This is a genomic window from Serratia sp. Je.1.23.a (assembly GCF_051129805.1).
GTDB lineage: Bacteria > Pseudomonadota > Gammaproteobacteria > Enterobacterales > Enterobacteriaceae > Serratia > Serratia liquefaciens.
In genome coordinates, this window is record NZ_JBCPSR010000002.1 from 579,466 (window position 1) to 602,886 (window position 23,421).

The window sequence follows — 23,421 nt, forward strand, 5'->3', positions numbered from 1 at the left end:
GGTATTACCGACGCTGTCACTCGCCGTTTAGCTATGTTAACGTGATCGTAATGAAAATTGTTATCAGGAGTTTACGATGGATGCACTGGATCTTTTACTGAACCGCCGTTCGGCCTCACGCCTCGCCGAGCCTGCGCCCACTAATGAGGCTCGTCAAAATATCATCAACGCGGGCCTGCGGGCACCTGACCATGGCGCATTGCAGCCATGGCGTTTCGTGATGATTGAAAACCAGGGCCTGGAGCGCTTCAGCCAATTGTTACAAGCTGCTGCAAAGCAGGATGAAATGGACGAAGCGGCTATTGAGAAGGCGACAAAAGCGCCGTTCCGCGCACCGCTGATCATCACCGTAGTGGCGCATTGCACCGAAGAAACCAAGGTGCCGCGCTGGGAGCAGGTAGTTTCTGCCGGTTGTGCGGTGCAGGCGATGCAGATGGCCGCGCTGGCGCAAGGCTTCAACGGCATCTGGCGTACCGGGGCCTGGACCGAGCATCCTCTGGTTCGCGAAGCCTTTGGCTGCCGTGAGCAGGACGAAATTGTTGGCTTCCTGTATTTGGGGACTCCTCAATTGAAAGCCGCAACCAAAGTTGTCGCACCGGACAGCACGCCGTTCGTCAGCTACTTCTAATAAACTCCGGCGCAGGGTTGCCGCAAAAATGCGTTAAATCCCGCCATTCTGTGTTGTTTCTGAGCAGGCTGTTCGGTTATCGACAGCCCGCTCTTACCATTCCCCTCGGCAAGCGCTACCCTATGATATCTTGAATGCCGTTAACCGAAGGGAGTGGTATATGACATCGCCAGCGATCCGTTTAACCCAGTACAGCCATGGCGCAGGCTGCGGTTGTAAAATCTCACCGAAAGTTCTCGAAACTATTCTGCACAGCGAGCGGGAGAAGTTTGTCGATCCGCATTTGCTGGTGGGCAATGAAACCCGTGACGATGCTGCGGTGTATGACATCGGCAACGGCGTTGGCATTATCAGCACTACCGATTTCTTTATGCCTATCGTTGACAACCCGTTCGACTTCGGCCGCATCGCGGCAACCAATGCCATCAGCGACGTTTATGCCATGGGCGGTAAACCGATCATGGCGATTGCCATTCTGGGTTGGCCGATAGCCAAGCTGCCGCCGGAAGTCGCGCAACAGGTGATCGACGGCGGGCGCTATGCCTGCCAACAGGCGGGGATCGCGTTGGCCGGCGGCCATTCTATCGATGCGCCTGAGCCTATTTTTGGCCTGGCGGTTACCGGCATCGTCGGCACCGAGCGGGTGAAGAAAAACAGCGCGGCCCAGGCCGGATCGCGGTTATTCCTGACCAAACCTCTGGGCATTGGCGTGCTGACCACCGCCGAGAAGAAAAGTAAGCTGCGGCCTGAACATGAAGGTCTGGCGACCGAGGTCATGTGCCAACTGAACAAACCGGGCGCGGACTTTGCCGATGTCGAAGGCGTAACGGCGATGACCGACGTGACCGGTTTCGGTCTGCTGGGCCACCTGAGTGAGGTTTGCCAGGGGTCAGGATTGCAGGCGACGGTCTGGTTTGAGCAAGTGCCAAAACTGCCGGACATCGAGCGCTATATTGCCGAAGGCTGCGTGCCGGGCGGCACCGGGCGCAACTTTGAAAGTTACGGCCATCTGGTGGGTGAAATGACCAGCCTGCAGCGGCAATTGCTATGCGATCCGCAAACCTCCGGTGGCTTGCTGCTGGCTGTGTTGCCGGAAGCGGAACAGCAGGTTCAGGCGATTGCCGAACGTCACGGCATTCAGCTACAGGCCATCGGTGAACTGCATACGGCCGTTGCGGGCAAGCCGCTGATCGAGGTTGTGTAGTGTCTACTACGCTGGAGCGGGTAGATACCCAGGATTATCGCCGTATTTTTTTGCAGGACATCCCGCTGATTGACGTGCGCGCGCCGGTTGAGTTTCAGCAGGGCGCTTTTGCCAATGCGGTAAACCTGCCGTTGATGAACGACGATGAACGGCAGGCGGTTGGCACCTGTTACAAACAGCAGGGGCAGCAGGCGGCGATTGCCCTGGGCCACAGCCTGGTTAACGGCCGATTGCGCGAGCAGCGCACGGCGGTGTGGCTGGCGCAATGCGCGCAATGGCCAGAAGGTTACCTCTACTGTTTTCGCGGCGGTTTGCGTTCGCAACTGGTACAGCAATGGCTACGTGAGGCTGGAGTGACCTATCCGCGCATTATTGGCGGCTACAAGGCGCTGCGTCAGTTCTTGCTGACCACGTTGGAACAAAGTGCCGAACTGCCGATGGTGCTGATCGGCGGCAATACCGGCAGCGGCAAAACGGTGTTGGTGAATGAGCTGGCCGAAGGTATCGATCTGGAGGGCGCGGCCCGGCATCGCGGTTCATCTTTTGGCCGAACGCTGGTGGCACAAAGCGGCCAGATTGATTTTGAGAATCGTCTGGCTGTGTTATTGCTGAAAAAACAGCATGGTGGCTGCCGCCGCTGGGTGTTGGAGGATGAAGGGCGCATTATCGGCAGCAACAATCTGCCGTTACCCATCTTCAACCGCATGCAGCAAGCGCCGGTGGCCGTTATCGACGATCCGTTCGAGGTGCGTCTGGCACGGCTGCAGCATGAATATATCGATCGCATGCGCCTGGAGTTTGAACAGGCTCTGGGGGCGGAGCCGGGTTGGCAAAAATACGATGAGTATCTGCACCATGGGCTGTTCGCCATTCGCCGTCGTTTGGGTCTGGAGCGTTTTCAGCAGCTGACGAAGAGCCTGGAATCGGCGTTACAGCGCCACTATGTCAGCGGTAATAGTGACGCGCATCAGGAGTGGCTGGTGCCGTTGTTGCAGCACTACTATGATCCGATGTATCACTATCAATTGGAAAAGAAATCCCAGCGGATCGTATTCCGCGGGAATTATGCTGAAGTAAGAGAATTCCTGATGACGTACAGCCAGAATAACGGTGAATAATGCGACTGTTTATTGCCGAGAAACCGAGTTTGGCGCGCGCCATTGCCGACGTACTTCCCAAACCGCATCGCCGCGGCGACGGATTTATCGCCTGCGGTAACAATGATGTGGTGACCTGGTGTGTGGGCCACTTATTAGAGCAGGCGCAGCCTGATGCCTACGACAGCCGCTATGCGCGCTGGTCGCTGGCGGACTTGCCAATCATCCCAGAGAAGTGGCAGTTGCAGCCGCGCCCGTCGGTGAGCAAGCAGCTTAATGCGATCAAAAAACTGTTGCATGAAGCCGATGAGGTGGTGCACGCAGGTGACCCGGATCGCGAAGGCCAACTGCTGGTGGACGAAGTGCTCGACTATCTGGCGCTGACGCCGGAAAAACGGCACAGCGTACGCCGTTGCCTGATCAACGATCTCAACCCGCAGGCGGTGGAACGTGCCATAGAGCGGCTGCGTGATAACCGCGATTTTATCCCTTTGTGTGTATCTGCCCTGGCGCGTTCCCGCGCTGATTGGTTGTATGGCATCAACATGACCCGTGCCTACACCATTTTGGGGCGCAATGCCGGTTATGACGGCGTGTTGTCCGTTGGACGGGTGCAAACGCCAGTATTGGGGCTGGTGGTACGGCGGGACGAAGATATCGAAAACTTCGTGTCGAAAGACTTTTTCGAAGTGAAAGCGCACATCGTGACGCCGAAAGAGGAGCGATTCGTCGCCCTGTGGCAACCCAGCGACTCCTGCGAACCCTATCAGGATGAGGAAGGGCGTCTGCTGCATCGGCCTTTGGCGGAGCACGTGCTTAAGCGCATCGAGGGCCAACCGGCGCTGGTCACTTCCTATAATGATAAACGGGAATCAGATACCGCTCCGCTGCCGTTTTCATTGTCGACCTTGCAAATCGAAGCTTCCAAACGTTTTAACCTGAGTGCCCAGCAGGTGCTGGATGTCTGTCAGCGCCTGTACGAAACCCATAAGTTAATCACTTACCCGCGTTCTGATTGCCGCTACCTTCCGGAAGAACATTTCGCCGGGCGTCATTCGGTGTTGAACGCCATCAGTGTTCATCAACCGGATCTTTATCCGCAGCCGGTGATCGACAGCGATCGTCGTAACCGTTGCTGGGATGACAAGAAGGTGGATGCCCACCACGCTATTATTCCGACAGCCCGTGCCAGCAAAGTCAGCCTGAGTCAGGACGAACTGAACGTTTATGGGCTGGTTGCCCGACAGTACCTGATGCAGTTTTGCCCGGATGCGATGTTCCGCAAATGCGTCATTGAGCTGGATATCGCCGGAGGCAAGTTTATCGCCAAGGCACGCTTTCTGGCTGAAGCAGGGTGGCGCACGCTATTGGGCAGCAAAGAGCGCGATGAAGAAAACGAAGGCGCACCGTTACCGGTTGTGGCGAAGGATGACGAACTGCTGTGCGAACGCGGTGAAGTGGTTGAGCGTCAGACGCAGCCGCCGCGTCCGTTCACCGATGCCAGTCTGCTTTCCGCCATGACCGGTATTGCACGTTTTGTTCAGGATAAAGCGCTAAAGAAAATCCTGCGAGCGACCGATGGTTTAGGGACCGAGGCCACGCGCGCAGGCATTATTGAGTTGCTGTTCAAGCGGGCGTTTTTGTATAAGAAAGGGCGTTATATTCATTCCAGCGAAACCGGTCGGGCGTTGATCCATTCGCTGCCGGATATTGCAGCCCGTCCGGATATGACGGCGAACTGGGAGGCTACGCTGACGCAAATCAGTGAGAAATCCTGTCGCTATCAGGACTTTATGCAACCTCTGGTGGGGACTTTGCAGGAGCTGATTTATCAGGCCAAGCAGAGCCGGGCGAGTATGGCGTTTCGCGGGTTGCCGCCGCCACCTTCCTCCGGGGCAAAAAAACGCAAGAAAAGCGCCGGCAAGGCGCGGGAGAAGAGTGAATGAATTACGCCTTACTGATGCTGACCACTGGCGTACTGCTATTTTCGTCGGCAGTCATGGCCAACCGTGGCGATGTGGACGTGGTGGTGCCGGTGTCACCGGAAATTTGGGGTGCGGCGAAAAGCGCGGCGGCTCAACCTGTCGTGCAACCTTGCAGCCGCTGCTGTATTTATCAGGACCAAAACTATTCTGAAGGGGCGGTACTGAAGGTGGAAGGGGAAGTGCTGCAGTGCGTGCGCGATCCCAACGTGGTGGGAACCAATCCGCTGATCTGGATCCGTCTGAAGAAGTGACGCGGTAACGTCAGCGACTCAGGCTTTTGAGGTTAAACTGGCAATATACGCCGTCAGCAGCGGTACGTCGGCCGGAGCCAGCGGATAGTCAAACGCCTGCTCCGGCGTGATCCAAACAAAGTCGGCATGGCAGCGGTTCTCTAATTCGCCACTGAATGCCTCGACACGCCACGCATGTAACCTAATCACCCGCTCAGTTTGCTGCCACGTATTACTGGCGACGTAATTGCCGACGCTGGCCACAATCCCCAACTCTTCGTCCAGTTCACGCGCCAGGGCTTGAGGCTGACTTTCGCCCACTTCAACTTTTCCGCCGGGGAACTCCCACAGGCCGGCTTGATCGCTGTCGGCATCGCGTTGCGCCAGTAAAATTTTGCCATTCTTTTCGATAATGGCGGCGACGACATCGATAATTTTCATCTTTACCACAGAGAGAAACCCCGGCCGGGGCCGGGGTTGGGTGAATTACAGCGAGAACTCCGCCCAAACCGGCGCGTGATCCGAAGGTTTTTCCATCCCGCGGATATCATAATCGATGCCGGTGGCGATACAACGCGCGGCCAGTGGCGTGCTGGCTAACAGCAGATCAATGCGCAGGCCGCGGTTTTCATCAAAGCCGCGCGAACGGTAGTCGAACCATGAGAACTGATCGTTGCGTTCTGGATTGGCGTGGCGATAGGTATCCACCAGGCCCCAATTCAGCAGACGATCCATCCATTCACGTTCTTCCGGCAGGAAAGAGCATTTACCGGTGCGCAGCCAGCGCTTGCGGTTCTCTTCACCGATACCGATATCATAATCGCTTGGGCTGATATTGACGTCACCCATCACCAGTACCGGTGAGTCTACTGACATCTGCTGCTCCAGGTAGTTTTGCAGATCCTGATAGAAGCGCGTTTTGGCAGGGAATTTGATCGGGTGGTCACGGCTTTCACCCTGTGGGAAGTAGCCGTTGATCACCGTCAAAGTGCCCTGCGGCGTAGCCAGGTCGGCCATGATGATGCGGCGTTGTGCGTCTTCCTCATCGGTAGGGAAACCGCGACGCACGGCCAGCGGCTTTTCTTTGGTCAGCAGCGCTACGCCGTAATGGCCTTTTTGCCCGTGATAGAACACGTGATAGCCGTACTGGCTGACGTCTTCCAATGGAAACATATCATCGTGAACTTTGGTTTCTTGCAGACCGATCACGTCGGGTTGGTGCTGCTCGATAATTGCGGCCAGTTGGTGCGGACGCGCGCGCAGTCCATTGATATTAAAAGAGACAAACTTCATGAGCGGTGCCGTTTATGCGAGAAAAATGTGTTGAGATAGTAGCAGAGTTTGGCCGGAAATGTAACGCGGGCCAGCGGCAATGGCCGCCGCTGGCAAGCCGGATTATTTCGCCCAGCGGTCGTAATTTTTGGGCTGATAGTCGTCGAATTGTTGCAGCAAGGTTTGTGCGGATTCGCTGATGTGCATGGTGCCGAGGTAGTCATGGCGCATAAAGCCCTGATCGGCCACGTGCTGCAGGAAATTGTTTAGCGGGCGGTAGAAACCGTTCACGTCGAGCAGGCCCACCGGTTTGCTGTGATAGCCAATCTGGCCCCAGGTCCAGATTTCAAACAGTTCCTCCAGCGTTCCTATGCCGCCGGGCAGGGCGATAAAACCGTCTGCCAGCGCCGCCATACGCGCCTTGCGGGTATGCATGTCAGGGACCACTTCCAGCTCGGTCAGGCCACGATGCGCGGTTTCTGCTTCGACCAATCGCTCAGGAATGATGCCAACGGCTTCGCCACCGGCGGCTAACACGGCATCCGCGACAATGCCCATTAGCCCTTTTTTACCGCCACCGTAGATTAAACGTCGACCCTGGGCCGCGAGAGTTTGGCCCAGTTGCCGTGCATTTTCGGCATATGCAGGGTTAACACCTTCGCTTGCTCCGCAAAAAACGCAGATATTGTTACGCATGCACTTTTTTCCTTACTGCATTAAAGAAGCCAGTGGTATAGCGAATTGTTGGCCGGAGTTCAAGTTGAGGATGTGCTGAAGGGTTAGGGGAATTGATAAATGAGATATCGGAGTGCCAAGGATTGATTTTATTCAGGGGAGCATATAAGGATGGTGGTGGGGGAAGGATTATTCGTCGCTGGGCGACTCACCCTGCGGGCCGCGCTAAAGCGCGTTGTCTCACTGCGTGAGACTCGAACCTTGTCGAAGCTTCTCATCCTTCCCGTAAAGGAGTGATATTGGGATTTACAGGTTTGATTTGATTCAGGGGAGCATATAAGGATGGTGGTTGGGGAAGGATTATTCGTCGCTGGGCGACTCACCCTGCGGGCCGCGCTAAAGCGCGTTGTCTCACTGCGTGAGACTCGAACCTTGTCGAAGCTTCTTATCCTTCCCGCAAAGGAGTGATATTGGGATTTACAGGTTTGATTTTATTATGGGGAATATACAAGGATGGTGGTGGGGGAAGGATTCGAACCTTCGAAGTCTGTGACGGCAGATTTACAGTCTGCTCCCTTTGGCCGCTCGGGAACCCCACCATGGTATTCATGGCTTTACAAATTGTAGTTCCGGTTTTATCCGGAAGAAACCTGGCCGGTTTCCTTACTGCGTCTTCGCTCTTGGCAGAGAGAAGATGGTGGTGGGGGAAGGATTCGAACCTTCGAAGTCTGTGACGGCAGATTTACAGTCTGCTCCCTTTGGCCGCTCGGGAACCCCACCACTGGCCTTGCTTGCGAAACGTCTGTCTCGGTAAGCGGGGCGCATCATATCAAATGAAGCGCGCGTGTAAAGTATTGAAATGCAGAAAATGAATCGTTTGCCGATTTTTTACCCTTGGCGGTGCATCCCTGAACGAAAGGCACCGCTTTATTGAGCAATTACAAAATAACCGTCCGGTTGCCGTATACAAATACGCGCTGCGCCAACACGTGATAAAGCGCACGGCTAAGCGCGTTTTTCTCAACGTCACGTCCGGCGCGCATCATATCTTCGGCAGAATAGGTGTGATCGACGTGGATCACGTCCTGCATGATGATCGGGCCTTCATCCAGATTATCGTTAACGTAGTGCGCCGTGGCGCCGATGATTTTAACGCCGCGCTCGTAAGCCTGATGATAAGGCCTTGCGCCGATAAAGGCCGGCAGGAAGGAGTGGTGAATATTGATCACCTGGTTCGGGTAGTGCTGTACGAATGCTGGCGTCAATACGCGCATATATTTGGCCAGTACCACGTAGTCCGGTTGGTATTGGTCGATCTGGGCCATCATTTTCTGATCGTGCTGATCGCGAGTCAGGCCTTCATGGCTGACCAGATGGAATGGGATGTCGAAACGTTCTACCAGCGTTTGCAGCGTATCGTGGTTGCCGATAACTGCCGCGATCTCCACGTCCAGGCCACCGTAGGCGCTTTTCATCAGCAGGTCGCCCAGGCAATGTGCTTCTTTGGTCACCAGCACGACAATGCGGCGGCGGCCGGAGTTATGCAGTTCACGAACCGAGCCTGCCGGCAGCGCGCTGTCGAGATCCGCCAGCAACGTGGTGTCATTGAAAATGCCTTCCAACTCGGTACGCATAAAGAAGCGACCGGTGCGGTGATCGACGAACTCGTTGTTCTGAACAATGTTGAGCTCATGCTTATAGCAAATATTGGTGATCTTGGCGATCAGGCCTTTGGCATCCGGGCAAATGGTGCGCAAAACTTTTCTTTGTACATTTTGGTGTGGCATGGGGATGAGGATCCTGTCTGATACGGTATGTCCTGTCTGCGCAGGCGAGAATTTTATCGCTTTCATTTTCAGGCCATCGCCTGAAATCTCTTGAGCACGGTGACTGCCGGCTAACGCCCGCAGCACTTTTTATATTTTTTTCCTGAGCCGCATGGGCAAATGGCATTTCTGCCAGGCTGAGGTTTGGTTCCGTCAATATAATACCAGCGTTGGCCAAGCTGAAGGAAGCGCGAGCGTTCGTGCATCGCCCTTTGCTCACCGGTGCTGCCGTCGATGAAGCGGGCAATGAACTCGACAAAACCTTCACTGGCCTCATGGCCGGGTTTTTCTTCCACCACCGTCAGGCCGAGCCATTCGGTGTCTTTGAAGCTGTCGACGATGCCATTGCGCCATTCTGCCGCGTGGCAGTCGGGGTGCCAGGTAGCAATCAGATAATCCACGTTGTGTGTTACGTAAGCGCTAAAGCGCGAACGCATTAACTGTCCGGGGGTCGATGGCGTTTGGCTACCGTTGATGTAGGGCTCGCAGCATGCGCTATACTCCACTCCGCCGCCGCAGGGGCATAATTCGGACAAGGTGACTCCTAAAATGGCCGGAACCTGAGGAACGGGCCGATGCCGAAAGAAATTTAGCGCATATGTTACCTAACATTATTCGATCGTGACAATCTACGCTGACAGCGTCATTGATACAATTCACCGGGCAAAGGGCGGAAACTATGCGAAAAATAAAGATTGGATTGGCATTGGGCGCGGGTTCGGCGAAGGGGTGGGCGCATATCGGCGTGATCAATGCGCTAAAGAAGTTGGGCGTTGAGGTCGATATAGTAGCCGGCTGCTCGGTGGGTGCCCTGGTGGGGGCCGCTTTTGCCAGCCATCGTTTACCTGCCATGGAAACCTGGGTGCGTTCGTTCAGCTATTGGGACGTGATCCGATTGATGGACTTGTCCTGGCAACGGGGTGGGCTGCTACGCGGTGAACGGGTTTTCAACGCGGTGGGACAATTGCTGAAGATCGATGATATCGCCGAGTGCTCACTCAAATTCGGCGCCGTGGCAACCAATCTCAGTACCGGGCGTGAGCTGTGGTTGACGGAAGGCGATATTCATCAGGCGGTGCGTGCGTCGTGCAGCATGCCGGGCCTGTTGGCACCGGTCTGGTTTGATGGCTATTGGCTGGTGGATGGCGCAGTGGTGAATCCTGTGCCTATTTCATTGACCCGTGCATTGGGCGCCGACATCGTCATTGCCGTCGATTTGCAGCATGATGCTCATTTAATGCAGCAGGACCTATTCTCGGTGCGCAATCACGATGTAGAGGCGCCGCAAGATCTTCCTGCGCGCAACTGGCGAGGGCGTTTAAGAGAACGAATCAGCAAAATGACGACCAGAAAGCCTAATTTCACCCCAACTGCGATGGAAATCATGGGGACGTCGATCCAGGTTCTGGAAAATCGCCTGAAACGTAACCGCATGGCCGGCGACCCGCCAGATGTGTTGATTCAGCCTTATTGCCCTCAGATTTCGACGCTGGATTTCCATCGCGCCGAGGAGGCGATTGCCGCTGGAAAACTGGCGGTGGAAAAACAGATCGATATGCTGTTGCCGTTGATAAAAAACAAATAACTACCGGTTTGCGGGAAAATACTCCACCGTTGGAAAAATTTCCGGCAAGCATAAATGGCCTTTTTGAGCCACTATTACACTATGGAAAGGGAAGAGGCACGGCTGATGGCATTACCATTGACTCACAAGCGCATTTTGGTGGTTGAGGACGAACTGGTTTTTCGTTCGGTGCTTGTTGGCTATTTGAAATCGTTGGGAGCAGAAACCAGTGAGGCGCCCAATGGTTTGCTGGCCTTGAGTCTGGTGGATGACGTTCATCCGGATTTAATCCTGTGCGATCTGGCGATGCCGGAAATGGACGGGATAGAGTTTGTCGAACATCTGCGCCTGCAGGGCGTGCAAATTCCGGTGTTGGTGATATCGGCAACCGATAAAATGGCCGATATCGCCAAAATGCTGCGGTTAGGCGTACAGGACGTGTTGTTAAAACCGGTGACCGATCTTAATCGTCTGCGTGAAGCGGTGCTGGGTTGCCTGTATCCCAATATGTTCACGTCCCCGGCGATTGAAGAAGTGGAGCTGTTACAGGACTGGGACGCGCTGAGTAAAAACCCCTCCGAAGCGGTGAAGCTACTCAAACAGTTGCAGCCTCCGGTGCAGCAGACCGTTGCCCATTGCCGGATCAATTATCGGCAATTAACCACCGGTGAAAATCCCGGACTGGTACTGGATATTGCGGCGCTGTCGGATAAGGATCTGGCCTTCTATTGTCTGGATGTGACGCGTGCAGGTGATAATGGCGTTTTGGCGGCGCTACTGTTGCGAGCTTTATTTAATGGGTTACTGCAAGATCATTTAGCGAATCAGCGTCAAAGGCTGCCGCAAATGAGCGCATTGTTAAAGCAAGTTAATCAATTATTACGCCAAGGCAAGTTGGAAGGGCAATTCCCACTGTTGGTGGGTTATTACCACGCCGAATATAAAAACCTGATTCTGGTCTCCGCCGGCCTGCATGCCAATGTGAATACCGGCGACAATCAAATTCAATTGAGCAACGGCGTGCCGCTCGGCACGCTGGGCGCGACGTACATGAATCAAATCAGCCAGCACTGTGCTGCCTGGCAGTGTCAGGTTTGGGGTTCTGGCGGGCGACTGCGGTTGATGCTCAGTGCCGAATAATCCAAACGGCTAAAATAGTATTTGAAATCCAGATATTTGAGATGCTTATTTTTACCTCAGTTAACCCCTTGGGTAATTGTCCTAAATTCTTTCTATTTGTACTGCGGTTAATGCCAGACAGTCATAAGCTGGTATACTCCGAAGGTTTTTATATGGCGAAAAAGCTCATAAAGTGAGCGCTATTAAGAGAGGAAATAATGCCTGCTGTAAATCGTAAAGTCAGAAAGGCTGTGATCCCGGTTGCAGGCTTGGGAACACGGATGTTACCGGCGACAAAAGCCATTCCAAAAGAAATGCTGCCGCTGGTCGACAAACCCCTGATCCAATACGTGGTTAATGAATGTATTGCCGCGGGGATTAACGAGATTGTGCTGGTTACCCATTCCTCCAAGAATTCGATCGAAAACCATTTCGATACCAGCTTTGAGTTGGAAGCGATGCTGGAAAAGCGCGTTAAGCGCCAGTTGCTGGACGAAGTGCAGTCCATCTGTCCGAAGGGCGTGACCGTGATGCAGGTACGTCAGGGCGTTGCCAAAGGGCTTGGGCACGCCATTATGTGTGCCTATCCGCTGGTGGGTGACGAGCCGGTGGCCGTGATTTTGCCTGACGTAATCCTTGATGAGTACAGCTCCGATCTTAAAAAAGACAACTTGCACGAAATGCTGCAGCGGTTTGAGCAAACCGGCATCAGCCAGATCATGGTTGAACCCGTACCGCATAAAGATGTCGGTAATTACGGCGTAGCCGACTGCAAAGGCTATGCACTGCAGCCGGGTGAAAGTGCTCCGATGGTCAGCGTCGTCGAGAAGCCATCACCGGACGAAGCGCCTTCCAATCTGGCGATTGTAGGACGCTATGTGCTTTCTGCGGATATTTGGCCGCTGCTGTCGAAAACCCCTCCGGGCGCCGGCAATGAAATCCAGCTTACCGACAGCATCGAAATGCTGATGCAGCAAGAAACGGTTGAAGCCTATCACCTGAAAGGGATCAGCCATGACTGCGGCAACAAGCTGGGCTATATGCAGGCGTTTGTCGAATACGGCATGCGCCATCCGGCACTCGGCAAAGATTTTTCGCAGTGGTTGAATCAGTTGCTGGCCGCTGATAAGAAATAATTTATTTATCTTTCGTCTTAATTTGAAAAACTAGGATTTTCCCATGAAAGTAACAGTTTTTGGTATTGGCTATGTTGGCCTGGTGCAGGCTGCGGTGTTGGCTGAAGTTGGCCATGACGTTATGTGTATTGATATAGACGAACGCAAAGTCGAAAACCTGAAGAAAGGGAATATCCCTATTTTTGAGCCAGGCTTAACGCCATTGGTTCAGCAGAACTATGAAGCTGGCCGCCTGCATTTTACCACCGATGCCAAGGCTGGGGTGGCGCATGGTGCCATTCAATTTATCGCGGTGGGAACACCGCCGGACGAAGACGGTTCTGCCGATTTGAAATATGTGACTGCCGTTGCGCGCACAATCGCGGAGCACATGACCGAACACAAAGTGGTGATCGACAAATCTACCGTGCCGGTCGGTACCGCAGATAAAGTCCGTCAGGTGATGGAAGAAACCCTGCAAAAACGTGGCAGTAAAGTGCCTTTCGATGTGGTTTCCAACCCAGAGTTCCTGAAGGAAGGGGCGGCGGTAGCAGACTGCATGCGCCCTGAGCGCATCGTAATCGGTACCGATAACAAAGATGTGATCGAACCTATCCGTGAACTGTACGAGCCGTTTAACCGCAATCACGATCGCATGATCATGATGGATATTCGCAGTGCCGAGTTGACTAAATATGCCGCCAACTGCATGCTGGCGACCAAAATCAGCTTTATGAACGAAATGTCCAACCTGGCCGAAATGCTGGGGGCGGATATTGAGAAAGTACGCCAGGGTATCGGTTCAGACTCCCGTATCGGTTATCACTTTATCTATCCAGGCTGCGGCTACGGCGGCTCCTGTTTCCCGAAAGACGTTCAGGCGCTGATCCGCACTGCGGAACATATTGGCTACCAGCCAAAACTGTTGCAGGCCGTAGAGCAGGTTAACTACCAGCAGAAGTATAAGCTGACCAAATTTATCAAGCAGCATTTCGGTGATGACCTGAAAGGCAAAACCTTTGCGCTATGGGGCTTGGCATTCAAACCGAATACTGACGATATGCGCGAAGCCTCCAGCCGGGTGCTGATGGAGCAACTGTGGGAAGCGGGCGCTATCGTTCAGGCTTACGATCCGGAAGCGATGAATGAAGTGCAACGTATTTACGGTCAACGTGACGATCTGAAGCTGGTAGGGACCAAAGAAGCGGCGCTGCATGGGGCTGATGCGTTGGTTATCTGTACTGAGTGGCAGAACTTCCGTGCGCCGGACTTCGATGTGATTAAGGGCGCGCTGAAGCAGCCGGTGATCTTTGATGGTCGTAACCTGTTTGATCCAGAGCGTCTGGAAAGCCGCGGCTTTACTTATTATGCGATTGGACGCGGTGCGTCCATTCAGCCGGTTATTTAAGGGATACCTATGAAATTCCTGGTTACAGGCGCAGCAGGTTTTATTGGTTTTCACGTTGCTGATCGGCTATTAGCAGCGGGGCATCAGGTTGTCGGTATCGACAACCTGAATGATTATTACGATGTGGGGCTGAAATTGGCCCGTCTTGAGCTGCTGGCGGATAAACCCGCATTCCAGTTTATTAAGCTGGACTTGGCCGATCGAGAAGGGATGGCGCAGCTATTCACTGAGCACCAATTCCAACGAGTGATCCATCTGGGCGCGCAAGCCGGGGTGCGCTATTCGCTGGAAAATCCGCTGGCGTATGCGGACGCAAATCTTATCGGGCATTTAAACGTGCTGGAAGGCTGCCGACACAATAAGGTCGAACATCTGTTATATGCTTCGTCCAGCTCGGTATATGGCCTGAATCGTAAGTTGCCGTTTGCGACTGAAGATTCGGTCGATCACCCTGTATCATTGTATGCGGCAACCAAGAAAGCCAATGAGTTGATGTCGCACAGCTATTCTCATCTGTATGGTCTCCCAACCACCGGCCTGCGTTTCTTTACCGTCTATGGTCCGTGGGGGCGTCCAGATATGGCGCTGTTCAAATTCACCAAGGCCATATTGGCGGGTGACAGTATCGATGTATATAACCACGGCGAGATGCACCGTGACTTTACCTACATCGACGATATTGCCGAGTCTATTGTCCGCTTGCAGGCGGTTATTCCTCAGCCAAATGCGGACTGGACGGTAGAGCAGGGATCGCCGGCGACCAGTTCTGCTCCATACCATGTTTATAATATCGGCAATAGCAGCCCGGTGAAGCTGATGAAATATATCAGTGCACTGGAACAGGCGTTGGGGATTGAGGCGCGTAAAAATATGTTGCCTATGCAACCAGGCGACGTGTTGGATACCAGTGCCGATACTGCCGAGCTTTATCGCGTGATTGGATTTAAACCGGAAACCAGCGTTGAAGAAGGTGTGAAACGCTTTGTTGAATGGTATAAGTCGTTTTATAAAGCTCAGTAATTGAACGATGCGGTAATGCTATAAGGGGCTCCGGCCCCTTTTTTAATGCCTTGTAAAAGAGAGGGGCGTGGTCGCTCGCCAACGGATAAACCGGGTCATCCATTAGGATTATTACGTAAAGGCTGATTGGTGCTGTAAAAAATCTGAAAAATAAGCATAACAAAAAGGCTCCTAAAGGAGCCTTTTTAACATGCAATGGAATGCTATTACAGCAGGAAATCGTCCAGAGATTTACCTTGCTCTTCGATAGCTTTCTTAATCACTGCTGGGGTACGGCCCTGGCCAGTCCAGGTTTTTAGTTCACCGTTTTCGTCTTTATATTGGTATTTAGCCGGACGTGCTGCACGTTTAGCTTTACCTGCGGCTTTAGTTGCAGCCATAGTTTGCAGCAGTTCATTTGGATCAATACCGTCAGCAATCAGCATTTCACGATATTGTTGCAGTTTACGAGTGCGTTCTTCAACTTCTGCTTGAGCCTGGCTGTCTTCTTCGCGACGTTCGTTCACAACAACTTCCAGTTTTTCAAGCATCTCTTCCAGCGTTTCCAGGCTGCATTCTCTGGCCTGAGCGCGTAGAGTACGGATGTTGTTCAAAATCTTTAATGCTTCGCTCATTGTCCTAGTCTCAAATTATATTGGTGGGGGGCGTCTGGATAATAATAGAGTGCTCTTTTCTTTTCTGCAATAGCCAAATTGAAAGGAACACTCAAATTTACCTTTAAAAGACCTAATCGGAACTCTCTGGTTAATATAGGCGGGGGAGATAAGTATTACAACCTCCATTTTTAAGTCAAATTTTCAACAGCGGCGGTATGTTTACTATGCCAGAATGGCATTCATGGCTAAGTTATAATTGTGTTTTATATCAATATTACGCCGAATTCTGTGGGTTAAATCACGCGATTTGTCTGCCAACACTGTAAACAATAGGGGTATATCAGTAAAGGTAACGTCAAGAACTGTACCCTTGGCTGCTTTATGTCATTAAATACTCTGGTATGGAGGCCAAGTGGTGTTAATAGATATAATCTTGCGTCAGCCCGCTGTTGTGGGGCGCTTCACTTCATTGGCATAACCATTAATGCCGGACGCTAATCATTAGTAGTAATTAAATGTGACGGCAGGCAGAAAGCATCTTGTAAATAGATGCAAAAGCTTAACGGGAGCAGACCGAAAAGTTTCATTTGAAAGTCTGGTATTGCTTTGTCCGCGGTATTGATTAATCCGAAGGTGTGAGCCGACGGGCGCCTTATGTTACACTTGGCTTCTGAATCAACCGCTGAATATTTCTTATACCATTGGAGTTGCTGGCCCATGGCTCAACTTTATTTTTATTACTCTGCTATGAATGCAGGGAAATCTACTGCGTTGTTGCAATCTTCATATAATTATCAAGAACGTGGTATGCGTACGCTGGTGTTTACCGCCGAAATAGATCACCGTTTTGGCGTGGGTAAGGTGAGTTCGCGGATCGGCCTGTCTTCCCAGGCACAGCTCTACAATAATGACTCTATGCTATTTGCGATGATTGCCCAGGAACATCAGCAGCAGCCTGTACATTGCGTTCTGCTCGATGAAAGCCAGTTCCTGACCAAACAGCAGGTTGAGCAATTGTGCGATGTTGTCGATCAGTTGGATATTCCGGTGTTGTGCTACGGTTTGCGTACTGATTTCCTGGGGGAACTGTTCATTGGCAGTCAATATTTGCTGGCTTGGGCGGACAAACTGGTGGAGTTGAAAACCATTTGTCATTGCGGGCGTAAGGCGAATATGGTGCTGCGGCTCGATGAGAACGGGCAGGCGATGCATGCTGGCGAACAGGTGGTGATTGGCGGGAACGAAAGCTACGTCTCCGTCTGCCGTAAGCATTACAAAGAGGCTATACAGGCCTTGGAATGATTGCCTGAGCGCTACAGAGCGCCTTCTGGCGCGTTTGGGGGCTATTGAACAGACATGGCGGCTTGACCAATGATTTCGCCGCATAAAAAAACCGCCTTTCGGCGGTTTTTTGTTGGCTCATTCAATGAACCGTTATTTTTTGGTCTTCTTTACCGTCTTGGCGACAACCGGTGCGGCCAGAACCTCTTCATCAACCGCTTCGCTGAATTTACGGCCGTAGAAGGTATCCAGCATGATTTGCTTGAGTTCAGCAATCAGCGGATAACGTGGGTTAGCACCGGTACATTGGTCGTCAAAGGCGTCTTCAGACAGCTTGTCTACTTTCGCCAGGAAATCGGCTTCCAGCACGCCGGCTTCGCGGATTGAAGCAGGGATGCCTAGTTCGGCCTTGATCTCATCCAGCCAGGTCAGCAGCTTCTCGATTTTCTGTGCGGTACGGTCGCCCGGTGCGCTCAGGCCGAGATGGTCAGCGATTTCAGCGTAGCGGCGACGCGCTTGTGGGCGGTCGTACTGGCTGAAAGCCGTTTGCTTGGTCGGGTTGTCGTTCGCGTTATAGCGAATGACGTTGGAAATCAGCATGGCGTTGGCCAAACCGTGTGGGATATGGAACTCGGAGCCCAGTTTGTGGGCCATTGAGTGGCAAACCCCGAGGAAGGCGTTGGCGAAAGCGATACCGGCGATGGTCGCAGCATTGTGCACGCGCTCACGGGCTACCGGGTTCTTGGCACCTTCTTTATAGCTGGTCGGCAGATACTCTTTCAGCAGTTTCAACGCTTGCAGCGCCTGACCGTCGGAGTATTCGTTCGCCAGGACTGAAACATAAGCTTCCAGCGCGTGAGTTACCGCATCCAGGCCACCGAAGGCGCACAGGGATTTCGGCATGTTCATGACCAGGTTGGCGTCAACGATCGCCATGTCTGGTGTCAATGCGTAATCTGCCAGTGGGTATTTCTGGCCGGTTACGTCGTCGGTCACTACCGCAAACGGCGTAACTTCTGAACCGGTGCCTGAGGTGGTGGTGACGGCAATCATTTTGGCCTTCACGCCCATTTTCGGGAACTTGTAGATGCGTTTACGGATATCCATAAAGCGCAGCGCCAGGTCTTCGAAGTGGGTTTCAGGGTGTTCGTACAGCACCCACATGATCTTCGCAGCATCCATCGGTGAACCGCCGCCCAGCGCGATGATCACGTCTGGCTTGAAGGAGTTCATCTGTTCAGCGCCTTTACGCACGATGGACAGTGTTGGATCCGCTTCAACTTCAAAGAATACTTCTGTTTCAATGCCGTGCGATTTCAGAACGGAGGTGATCTGGTCTGCATAGCCGTTGTTGAACAGGTAGCGGTCGGTCACAATGAAGGCGCGTTTTGCCCCGTCGGTCGCTACTTCTTCCAGCGCGATTGGCAGTGAGCCACGGCGGAAGTAGATTGATTTCGGAAGTTTATGCCACAACATGTTTTCTGCTCGCTTCGCTACAGTTTTCTTGTTGATCAGGTGTTTTGGACCGACGTTTTCAGAGATGGAGTTACCGCCCCAGGAACCGCAGCCCAGCGTCAGAGACGGAGCGAGTTTGAAGTTGTACAGGTCACCGATCCCACCCTGAGAAGCAGGGGTGTTGATCAGGATACGCGCGGTTTTCATCTTGTCGCCGAAGAAGGCTACGCGTTCCGGCTGGTTATCCTGGTCGGTGTACAGACAAGAGGTGTGACCGATACCGCCCATCGCGACCAGTTTTTCCGCTTTGCTGACGGCGTCTTCAAAGTCTTTGGCGCGATACATAGCCAGCGTTGGCGACAGTTTTTCGTGAGCGAAAGGTTCTGACTCATCGACCAGCTTCACTTCACCGATCAGCACTTTAGTGCTTGCCGGGACTTTGATGCCTGCCATTTCAGCGATTTTCGGTGCTGACTGACCGACGATAGCCGCATTGAGGCCACCGTTTTTCAGGATGATGTCCTGTACGGCTTTCAGCTCTTTACCCTGCAGCATGTAGCCGCCATGGGAAGCGAAACGTTCGCGCACTGCGTCATAGATGGAGTCAACCACGATGACGGATTGCTCAGAGGCGCAAATCACACCGCTGTCGAAGGTTTTAGACATCAGAATAGAGGCCACGACGCGTTTGATATCCGCCGTTTCGTCAACCACTACCGGTGTATTACCCGCACCCACGCCGATGGCCGGTTTGCCGGAGCTGTAGGCCGCTTTCACCATGCCTGGGCCACCGGTGGCCAGGATCAGGTTGATGTCAGGGTGGTGCATCAGCTGGTTGGAGAGTTCAACGGTAGGTTGATCGATCCAGCCGACGATGTCTTTTGGCGCACCGGCGGCAATCGCTGCCTGCAGCACGATATCAGCCGCTTTGTTGGTGGCGTTTTTCGCACGTGGGTGCGGAGAGAAGATGATGCCGTTACGGGTTTTCAGGCTGATTAACGCTTTGAAAATGGCCGTGGAAGTTGGGTTGGTGGTGGGTACGATACCGCAAATCAGGCCGATAGGCTCGGCGATGGTGATGGTACCGAAAGTATCGTCTTCAGACAGGATACCGCAGGTTTTTTCATCTTTATAGGCGTTATAGATAAACTCTGATGCGAAGTGGTTCTTGATCACTTTATCTTCAACGATACCCATACCGGATTCTTCAACGGCCATTTTAGCCAGAGGAATACGGGCATCGGCAGCGGCGAGGGCAGCAGCGCGGAAAATTTTATCAACTTGCTCTTGAGTGAAGTTGGCATATTCGCGCTGGGCTTTTTTGACACGTGCAACTAGCTCGTTCAGTTCAGCGACATTTGTTACAGCCATAATGCTCTCCTGATAATGTTAAACTCTTTCAGTAAATCAGCCGTGCGAGCAACTAGTATAGACAGATCGGTGGAAAATGCTGTTTTAAAAACAAAGGTTTCCCATCTTTTTGTGCTGCATGTTGCTGATTTGCTTAAAGAGCTTTACCCGATGCCTCAGCAGGAGAAGACAGCGGGCCGAACAGAGATGCCACTTTTTCCTTAACCTGTTCTACTCCCTGACTACGACTAAGAGCTTAACTACTCTTGGGTAGTGATTATGTGATTTAAATCAAAAAAATCGCATGCTGACACCATTCAGCCATGGGTTTTGAGAGTCATTCTTAATAACCGCGATGTCAGGCACTTTTTTCAACATAAAAAATCATAAACCGTACATTACGTTAACAATGGTGATTTACTTTATCAATACACGCATTAATAGATAAAAATCCTGCTGATGACCAATGGATAACCCGTGGCAATTCCATTACATTAGCGCGCGTAGGCAGTGTCACTTTTAAAGCTATTAAAGCGGAGTCATTTGTGGGCCAATCTCTGTTGGATTTTTCCGGCTACATAAAATTTTTTGTCGGCCTGTTTGCGCTGGTGAACCCGGTGGGCATTTTGCCGGTATTTATCAGCATGACCAGCTACCAGGCAGCTGCCGGGCGCAACAAAACCAACCTGACCGCCAATCTGTCGGTCGCCATTATCCTGTGGACCTCGCTATTTTTGGGGGAGGGGATTTTGCGCATGTTCGGCATCTCAATCGATTCCTTCCGCATTGCCGGCGGCATCCTGGTGGTTACCATTGCGATGTCGATGATCAGCGGCAAACTGGGGGAAGACAAACAGAACAAACAGGAAAAATCAGAAAGCGCGATCCGCGAAAGCATTGGCGTCGTGCCGCTGGCATTACCGCTTATGGCCGGGCCGGGTGCGATCAGCTCCACCATCGTTTGGAGTTCCCGCTACCATAGCTGGCAGAACCTGTTGGGCTTTACTCTGGCTATCGCGTTGTTTGCCTTTTGTTGTTGGCTGTTGTTCCGGGCGGCGCCTTTGTTGGTGCGTTTATTGGGGCAAACCGGCATTAACGTCATCACCCGAATCATGGGTTTATTGCTGATGGCTTTGGGTATCGAATTTATCGTTACCGGTATTAAGGCCATATTCCCGGGACTGTTGTAATCAGGCGACGGAGTCGTGAATAGGGTGATTCGCGACTCAAATTAATTTTAAAAATTAAAATCAATTATTGGTTCGCATTAATATAGTGCGCAATATGAATGAATTTTATTCACTTGCACCAGGATGTGGCATAAATCTCAATTTGTTGCTCAATAAAAACGCTAAGCGTTGTTTTTACCCCTTATCCTCCCCAGTTTTTGCCCTTTTTCTGCCTCCTAACATCAAATCCGCTGTTAATTTAATCACATCATTCTGTAGGGCTTGTCTCGCTTTCATCCAGGTGTTATTAGTGATTAACCGCACATAAGCAGGTGTTTGTTCTTTGAACGGTCGGTTTGTTAACTGAATGTTTCTTTGTCTGTTTTGCCAGTTTGCTTCGTGCCGTCAGGATAGGGCTTGCTTTATTTTATCTAATTAAAATCAATTAGTTATGTTATGTGACTGTCACCCTCGTCCGGGGGGTACAGATCGGGCTTGATGCAATAAAAGAGAATTGCTTAACATTTCTGTAAAAATTATTGGCTATGGAATTTGCCTTCTGCTAATTTCCGAGCAACTTTCTACGCGCAATTAACGCGATTGCGTCGTCAAAGTGGGAATGATTTTTGCTGGTGTCTGTTTATTTAGAATTCTTATAAATACTTCACGAATATCGATAAGCAATGCTTGTTGGTGAAAAGGAGCCTCGACCATGCAGCAAACCCGAAAGCGCACTCCATTGGCTATGTTCATTGCCGGCTTGCTGAGTATCAGCGCCGTATATTCTGCTCAGGCGGCCGACGTTCCGGCCGGAGTGCAATTGGCTCAGCAGCAGAACATCGTAATTAACAACGGCACGGAAGTGGCTTCGTTGGATCCGCATAAGGTCGAGGGGATACCGGAAAGTAATATTATTCTTAACCTGTTGGAAGGGCTGGTCAGCACCGATGCTAATGGGCATGTGGTACCGGCGGCGGCAGCCCAGTGGGAAAATCAGGATTTCAAAACCTGGACTTTCCACCTGCGTCCGGACGCGGTGTGGAGCGACGGCTCCCCGGTTACCGCACAGGACTTCGTTTATAGCTGGCAGCGCCTGGCCGATCCGAAAACCGGCTCGCCTTACGCCAGCTATCTGCAGTACGCCAAAATTGAAAATATCGACGACATCCTGACCGGCAAGAAAACGCCGCAAAGCCTGGGTATTAAAGCCATCGATGATAAAACGCTGCAGGTCACGCTGAGCGAACCGGTACCTTACTTCATTAGCATGCTGAGCCACACCTCGCTGAAGCCGGTAAAACGTTCGGTGATCGAGAAGTTTGGAGAGAAATGGACGCTACCGGCGAACTATGTCGGCAATGGAGCCTATCGCTTGAAAGAGTGGGTGGTAAATGAGCGTATTGTGCTTGAACGCAGCCCGAGCTATTGGAACAACAAGAAAACGGTGATCGATAAGGCGACGTTCTTGCCGATCGCCTCCGAGGTCAGTGACGTTAACCGCTTCCGCAGTGGTGAAATTGATATCACCAACAGCGCCATCCCGCCGAACCTATTCGCGAAGATGAAGAAAGAGATCCCTGAACAACTGCACGTTAACCCTTATCTGTGCACCTTTTATTACGAAATTAACAACCAGCGTGCGCCCTTTACCGATCCGCGAGTGCGCACTGCCGTGAAACTTACGCTGGACCGCGACATTATCGCCAACAAAATCATGGGCCAGGGTCAGATCCCGGCGTTCAGTTTCACCCCAACCTTTACTGAGGGCGCCAAATTCACCGCGCCGGCGTGGGCGAGTTGGAGCCAGGAACAGCGCAATGCCGAGGCCAGGAAGCTGCTGGAGCAAGCCGGTTTCAGCGCCGCCAAACCGCTTAAGTTCACGCTGCTGTACAACACCTCCGACCAAAATAAGCAGCAGGCCATCGCCGCCGCTTCGATGTGGAAGAAAAACCTCGGCGCTGAGGTGACACTGCGCAATCAAGAATGGAAAACCTCGCTTGAAAGCCGCCATCAGGGGCAGTATGACATAGCGCGTGCCACCTGGTGCGGTGACTATAACGAGCCGAGCGCATTCCTCAATCTGGTGCTTTCCAACAGCAGCATCAACACCATTTTTTACAAGAGCCCGGCGTTTGACGCCCTGATGGCCAGCACGCTAAAAGCGCCGGACGAGGCTGCACGCGCCGCCCTTTATCAGCAGGCAGAAGCTCAGTTAGATAAAGATTCGGCGTTGATTCCGGTGTATTACCGCGTCAGCGCCCGCCTGATCAGACCGTCGGTGGGGGGCTTTACCGGTAAAGATCCGCTGGACTACACCGATGTGAAAAATCTGTACATCATCAAGCAGTAACGAGGGGTATTACGCCACGCCATCAGCGGTGGAGTAATACAGGGAAGGCCGCCTGCCGTATTCGTTCAGCGGCAGCC

The 23,421-nt window shown here is 52.5% G+C and carries 20 protein-coding genes, 2 tRNA genes and 2 other RNA genes; 13 read left to right on the plus strand and 11 right to left on the minus strand.

The window, feature by feature from the left end; all coding sequences use genetic code 11:
- Positions 1-76 precede the first annotated feature (76 nt).
- From AAZT04_RS10535 to AAZT04_RS10555, 5 genes are all read left to right on the plus strand, one after another.
- Positions 77-628, plus strand: a complete 552-nt coding sequence (locus AAZT04_RS10535; protein WP_020827205.1) for an NAD(P)H nitroreductase — start codon at positions 77-79, stop codon at positions 626-628.
- 160 nt (positions 629-788) lie between these two features.
- Positions 789-1,832, plus strand: coding sequence for a selenide, water dikinase SelD (gene selD, locus AAZT04_RS10540; RefSeq protein WP_434679967.1), 1,044 nt, complete (start codon positions 789-791; stop codon positions 1,830-1,832).
- Entirely contained in the window at positions 1,832-2,950 is a 1,119-nt protein-coding gene (mnmH, locus tag AAZT04_RS10545) for a tRNA 2-selenouridine(34) synthase MnmH (RefSeq protein WP_434679972.1), read from the plus strand. The genes selD and mnmH overlap by 1 nt, the downstream gene beginning before the upstream one ends.
- Entirely contained in the window at positions 2,950-4,875 is a 1,926-nt protein-coding gene (locus tag AAZT04_RS10550; protein WP_020827202.1) for a DNA topoisomerase III, read from the plus strand. The genes mnmH and AAZT04_RS10550 overlap by 1 nt, the downstream gene beginning before the upstream one ends.
- Entirely contained in the window at positions 4,872-5,165 is a 294-nt protein-coding gene (locus AAZT04_RS10555; RefSeq protein WP_129940711.1) for a DUF1496 domain-containing protein, read from the plus strand. Before AAZT04_RS10550 ends, AAZT04_RS10555 begins: the two co-directional genes overlap by 4 nt.
- A gap of 18 nt (positions 5,166-5,183) precedes the next feature.
- Here the strand turns inward: AAZT04_RS10555 and AAZT04_RS10560 are convergent, their stop codons facing one another.
- The 9 genes from AAZT04_RS10560 to AAZT04_RS10600 form a co-directional block, all read right to left on the minus strand.
- On the minus strand, positions 5,184-5,585 hold the full coding sequence (locus AAZT04_RS10560) for a pyrimidine (deoxy)nucleoside triphosphate diphosphatase (protein ID WP_434680251.1): 402 nt from the start codon (positions 5,583-5,585) through the stop codon (positions 5,184-5,186).
- Between the two features lie 45 nt (positions 5,586-5,630).
- Complete coding sequence (gene xthA, locus AAZT04_RS10565; RefSeq protein WP_020827199.1) at positions 5,631-6,437, minus strand: exodeoxyribonuclease III; 807 nt, start codon at positions 6,435-6,437, stop codon at positions 5,631-5,633.
- 102 nt (positions 6,438-6,539) lie between these two features.
- Positions 6,540-7,112 (minus strand): TIGR00730 family Rossman fold protein, encoded by a 573-nt coding sequence (locus AAZT04_RS10570; RefSeq protein WP_020827198.1) that lies wholly within the window; start codon positions 7,110-7,112, stop codon positions 6,540-6,542.
- A gap of 151 nt (positions 7,113-7,263) precedes the next feature.
- Positions 7,264-7,390, minus strand: a non-coding RNA gene (locus AAZT04_RS10575) — RtT sRNA.
- A 44-nt stretch (positions 7,391-7,434) separates the two neighbouring features.
- Positions 7,435-7,561: non-coding RNA, RtT sRNA (locus AAZT04_RS10580), on the minus strand.
- Positions 7,562-7,605: 44 nt separating this feature from the next.
- Positions 7,606-7,690 (minus strand) — tRNA-Tyr (locus AAZT04_RS10585).
- A gap of 96 nt (positions 7,691-7,786) precedes the next feature.
- Positions 7,787-7,871, minus strand: a tRNA-Tyr gene (locus AAZT04_RS10590).
- A gap of 158 nt (positions 7,872-8,029) precedes the next feature.
- On the minus strand, positions 8,030-8,878 hold the full coding sequence (purU, locus tag AAZT04_RS10595) for a formyltetrahydrofolate deformylase (protein ID WP_020827197.1): 849 nt from the start codon (positions 8,876-8,878) through the stop codon (positions 8,030-8,032).
- 110 nt (positions 8,879-8,988) lie between these two features.
- Entirely contained in the window at positions 8,989-9,453 is a 465-nt protein-coding gene (locus tag AAZT04_RS10600) for a YchJ family protein (RefSeq protein ID WP_048758620.1), read from the minus strand.
- A gap of 143 nt (positions 9,454-9,596) precedes the next feature.
- On the opposite strand from AAZT04_RS10600, the gene rssA reads away from it, so the two are divergent.
- From rssA to AAZT04_RS10625, 5 genes are all read left to right on the plus strand, one after another.
- A complete protein-coding gene (gene rssA / locus AAZT04_RS10605) occupies positions 9,597-10,502 on the plus strand; it encodes a patatin-like phospholipase RssA (protein WP_020827195.1) in 906 nt (301 codons plus the stop codon).
- A 105-nt stretch (positions 10,503-10,607) separates the two neighbouring features.
- On the plus strand, positions 10,608-11,621 hold the full coding sequence (rssB, locus tag AAZT04_RS10610; RefSeq protein ID WP_041415428.1) for a two-component system response regulator RssB: 1,014 nt from the start codon (positions 10,608-10,610) through the stop codon (positions 11,619-11,621).
- 197 nt (positions 11,622-11,818) lie between these two features.
- Positions 11,819-12,736, plus strand: a complete 918-nt coding sequence (gene galU / locus AAZT04_RS10615; RefSeq protein ID WP_041414615.1) for a UTP--glucose-1-phosphate uridylyltransferase GalU — start codon at positions 11,819-11,821, stop codon at positions 12,734-12,736.
- Between the two features lie 43 nt (positions 12,737-12,779).
- Positions 12,780-14,123, plus strand: a complete 1,344-nt coding sequence (locus tag AAZT04_RS10620) for a UDP-glucose dehydrogenase family protein (protein ID WP_061069108.1) — start codon at positions 12,780-12,782, stop codon at positions 14,121-14,123.
- A 9-nt stretch (positions 14,124-14,132) separates the two neighbouring features.
- On the plus strand, positions 14,133-15,143 hold the full coding sequence (locus tag AAZT04_RS10625; protein WP_020827191.1) for an NAD-dependent epimerase: 1,011 nt from the start codon (positions 14,133-14,135) through the stop codon (positions 15,141-15,143).
- Between the two features lie 206 nt (positions 15,144-15,349).
- Here the strand turns inward: AAZT04_RS10625 and hns are convergent, their stop codons facing one another.
- On the minus strand, positions 15,350-15,757 hold the full coding sequence (gene hns / locus AAZT04_RS10630; protein ID WP_006321188.1) for a histone-like nucleoid-structuring protein H-NS: 408 nt from the start codon (positions 15,755-15,757) through the stop codon (positions 15,350-15,352).
- A 699-nt stretch (positions 15,758-16,456) separates the two neighbouring features.
- Between hns and AAZT04_RS10635 the strand changes: the two genes are divergently transcribed.
- A complete protein-coding gene (locus AAZT04_RS10635; RefSeq protein ID WP_020827190.1) occupies positions 16,457-17,041 on the plus strand; it encodes a thymidine kinase in 585 nt (194 codons plus the stop codon).
- Positions 17,042-17,173: 132 nt separating this feature from the next.
- Here the strand turns inward: AAZT04_RS10635 and adhE are convergent, their stop codons facing one another.
- On the minus strand, positions 17,174-19,846 hold the full coding sequence (adhE, locus tag AAZT04_RS10640; protein WP_020827189.1) for a bifunctional acetaldehyde-CoA/alcohol dehydrogenase: 2,673 nt from the start codon (positions 19,844-19,846) through the stop codon (positions 17,174-17,176).
- 524 nt (positions 19,847-20,370) lie between these two features.
- Here adhE and AAZT04_RS10645 point away from each other — a divergent pair.
- Positions 20,371-21,015, plus strand: coding sequence for a YchE family NAAT transporter (locus AAZT04_RS10645; RefSeq protein ID WP_020827188.1), 645 nt, complete (start codon positions 20,371-20,373; stop codon positions 21,013-21,015).
- A gap of 691 nt (positions 21,016-21,706) precedes the next feature.
- The gene (locus tag AAZT04_RS10650) at positions 21,707-23,344 is read left to right on the plus strand and encodes an ABC transporter substrate-binding protein (RefSeq protein WP_048758631.1); all 1,638 of its coding nucleotides are present in this window, start codon (positions 21,707-21,709) and stop codon (positions 23,342-23,344) included.
- Positions 23,345-23,421 lie beyond the last annotated feature (77 nt).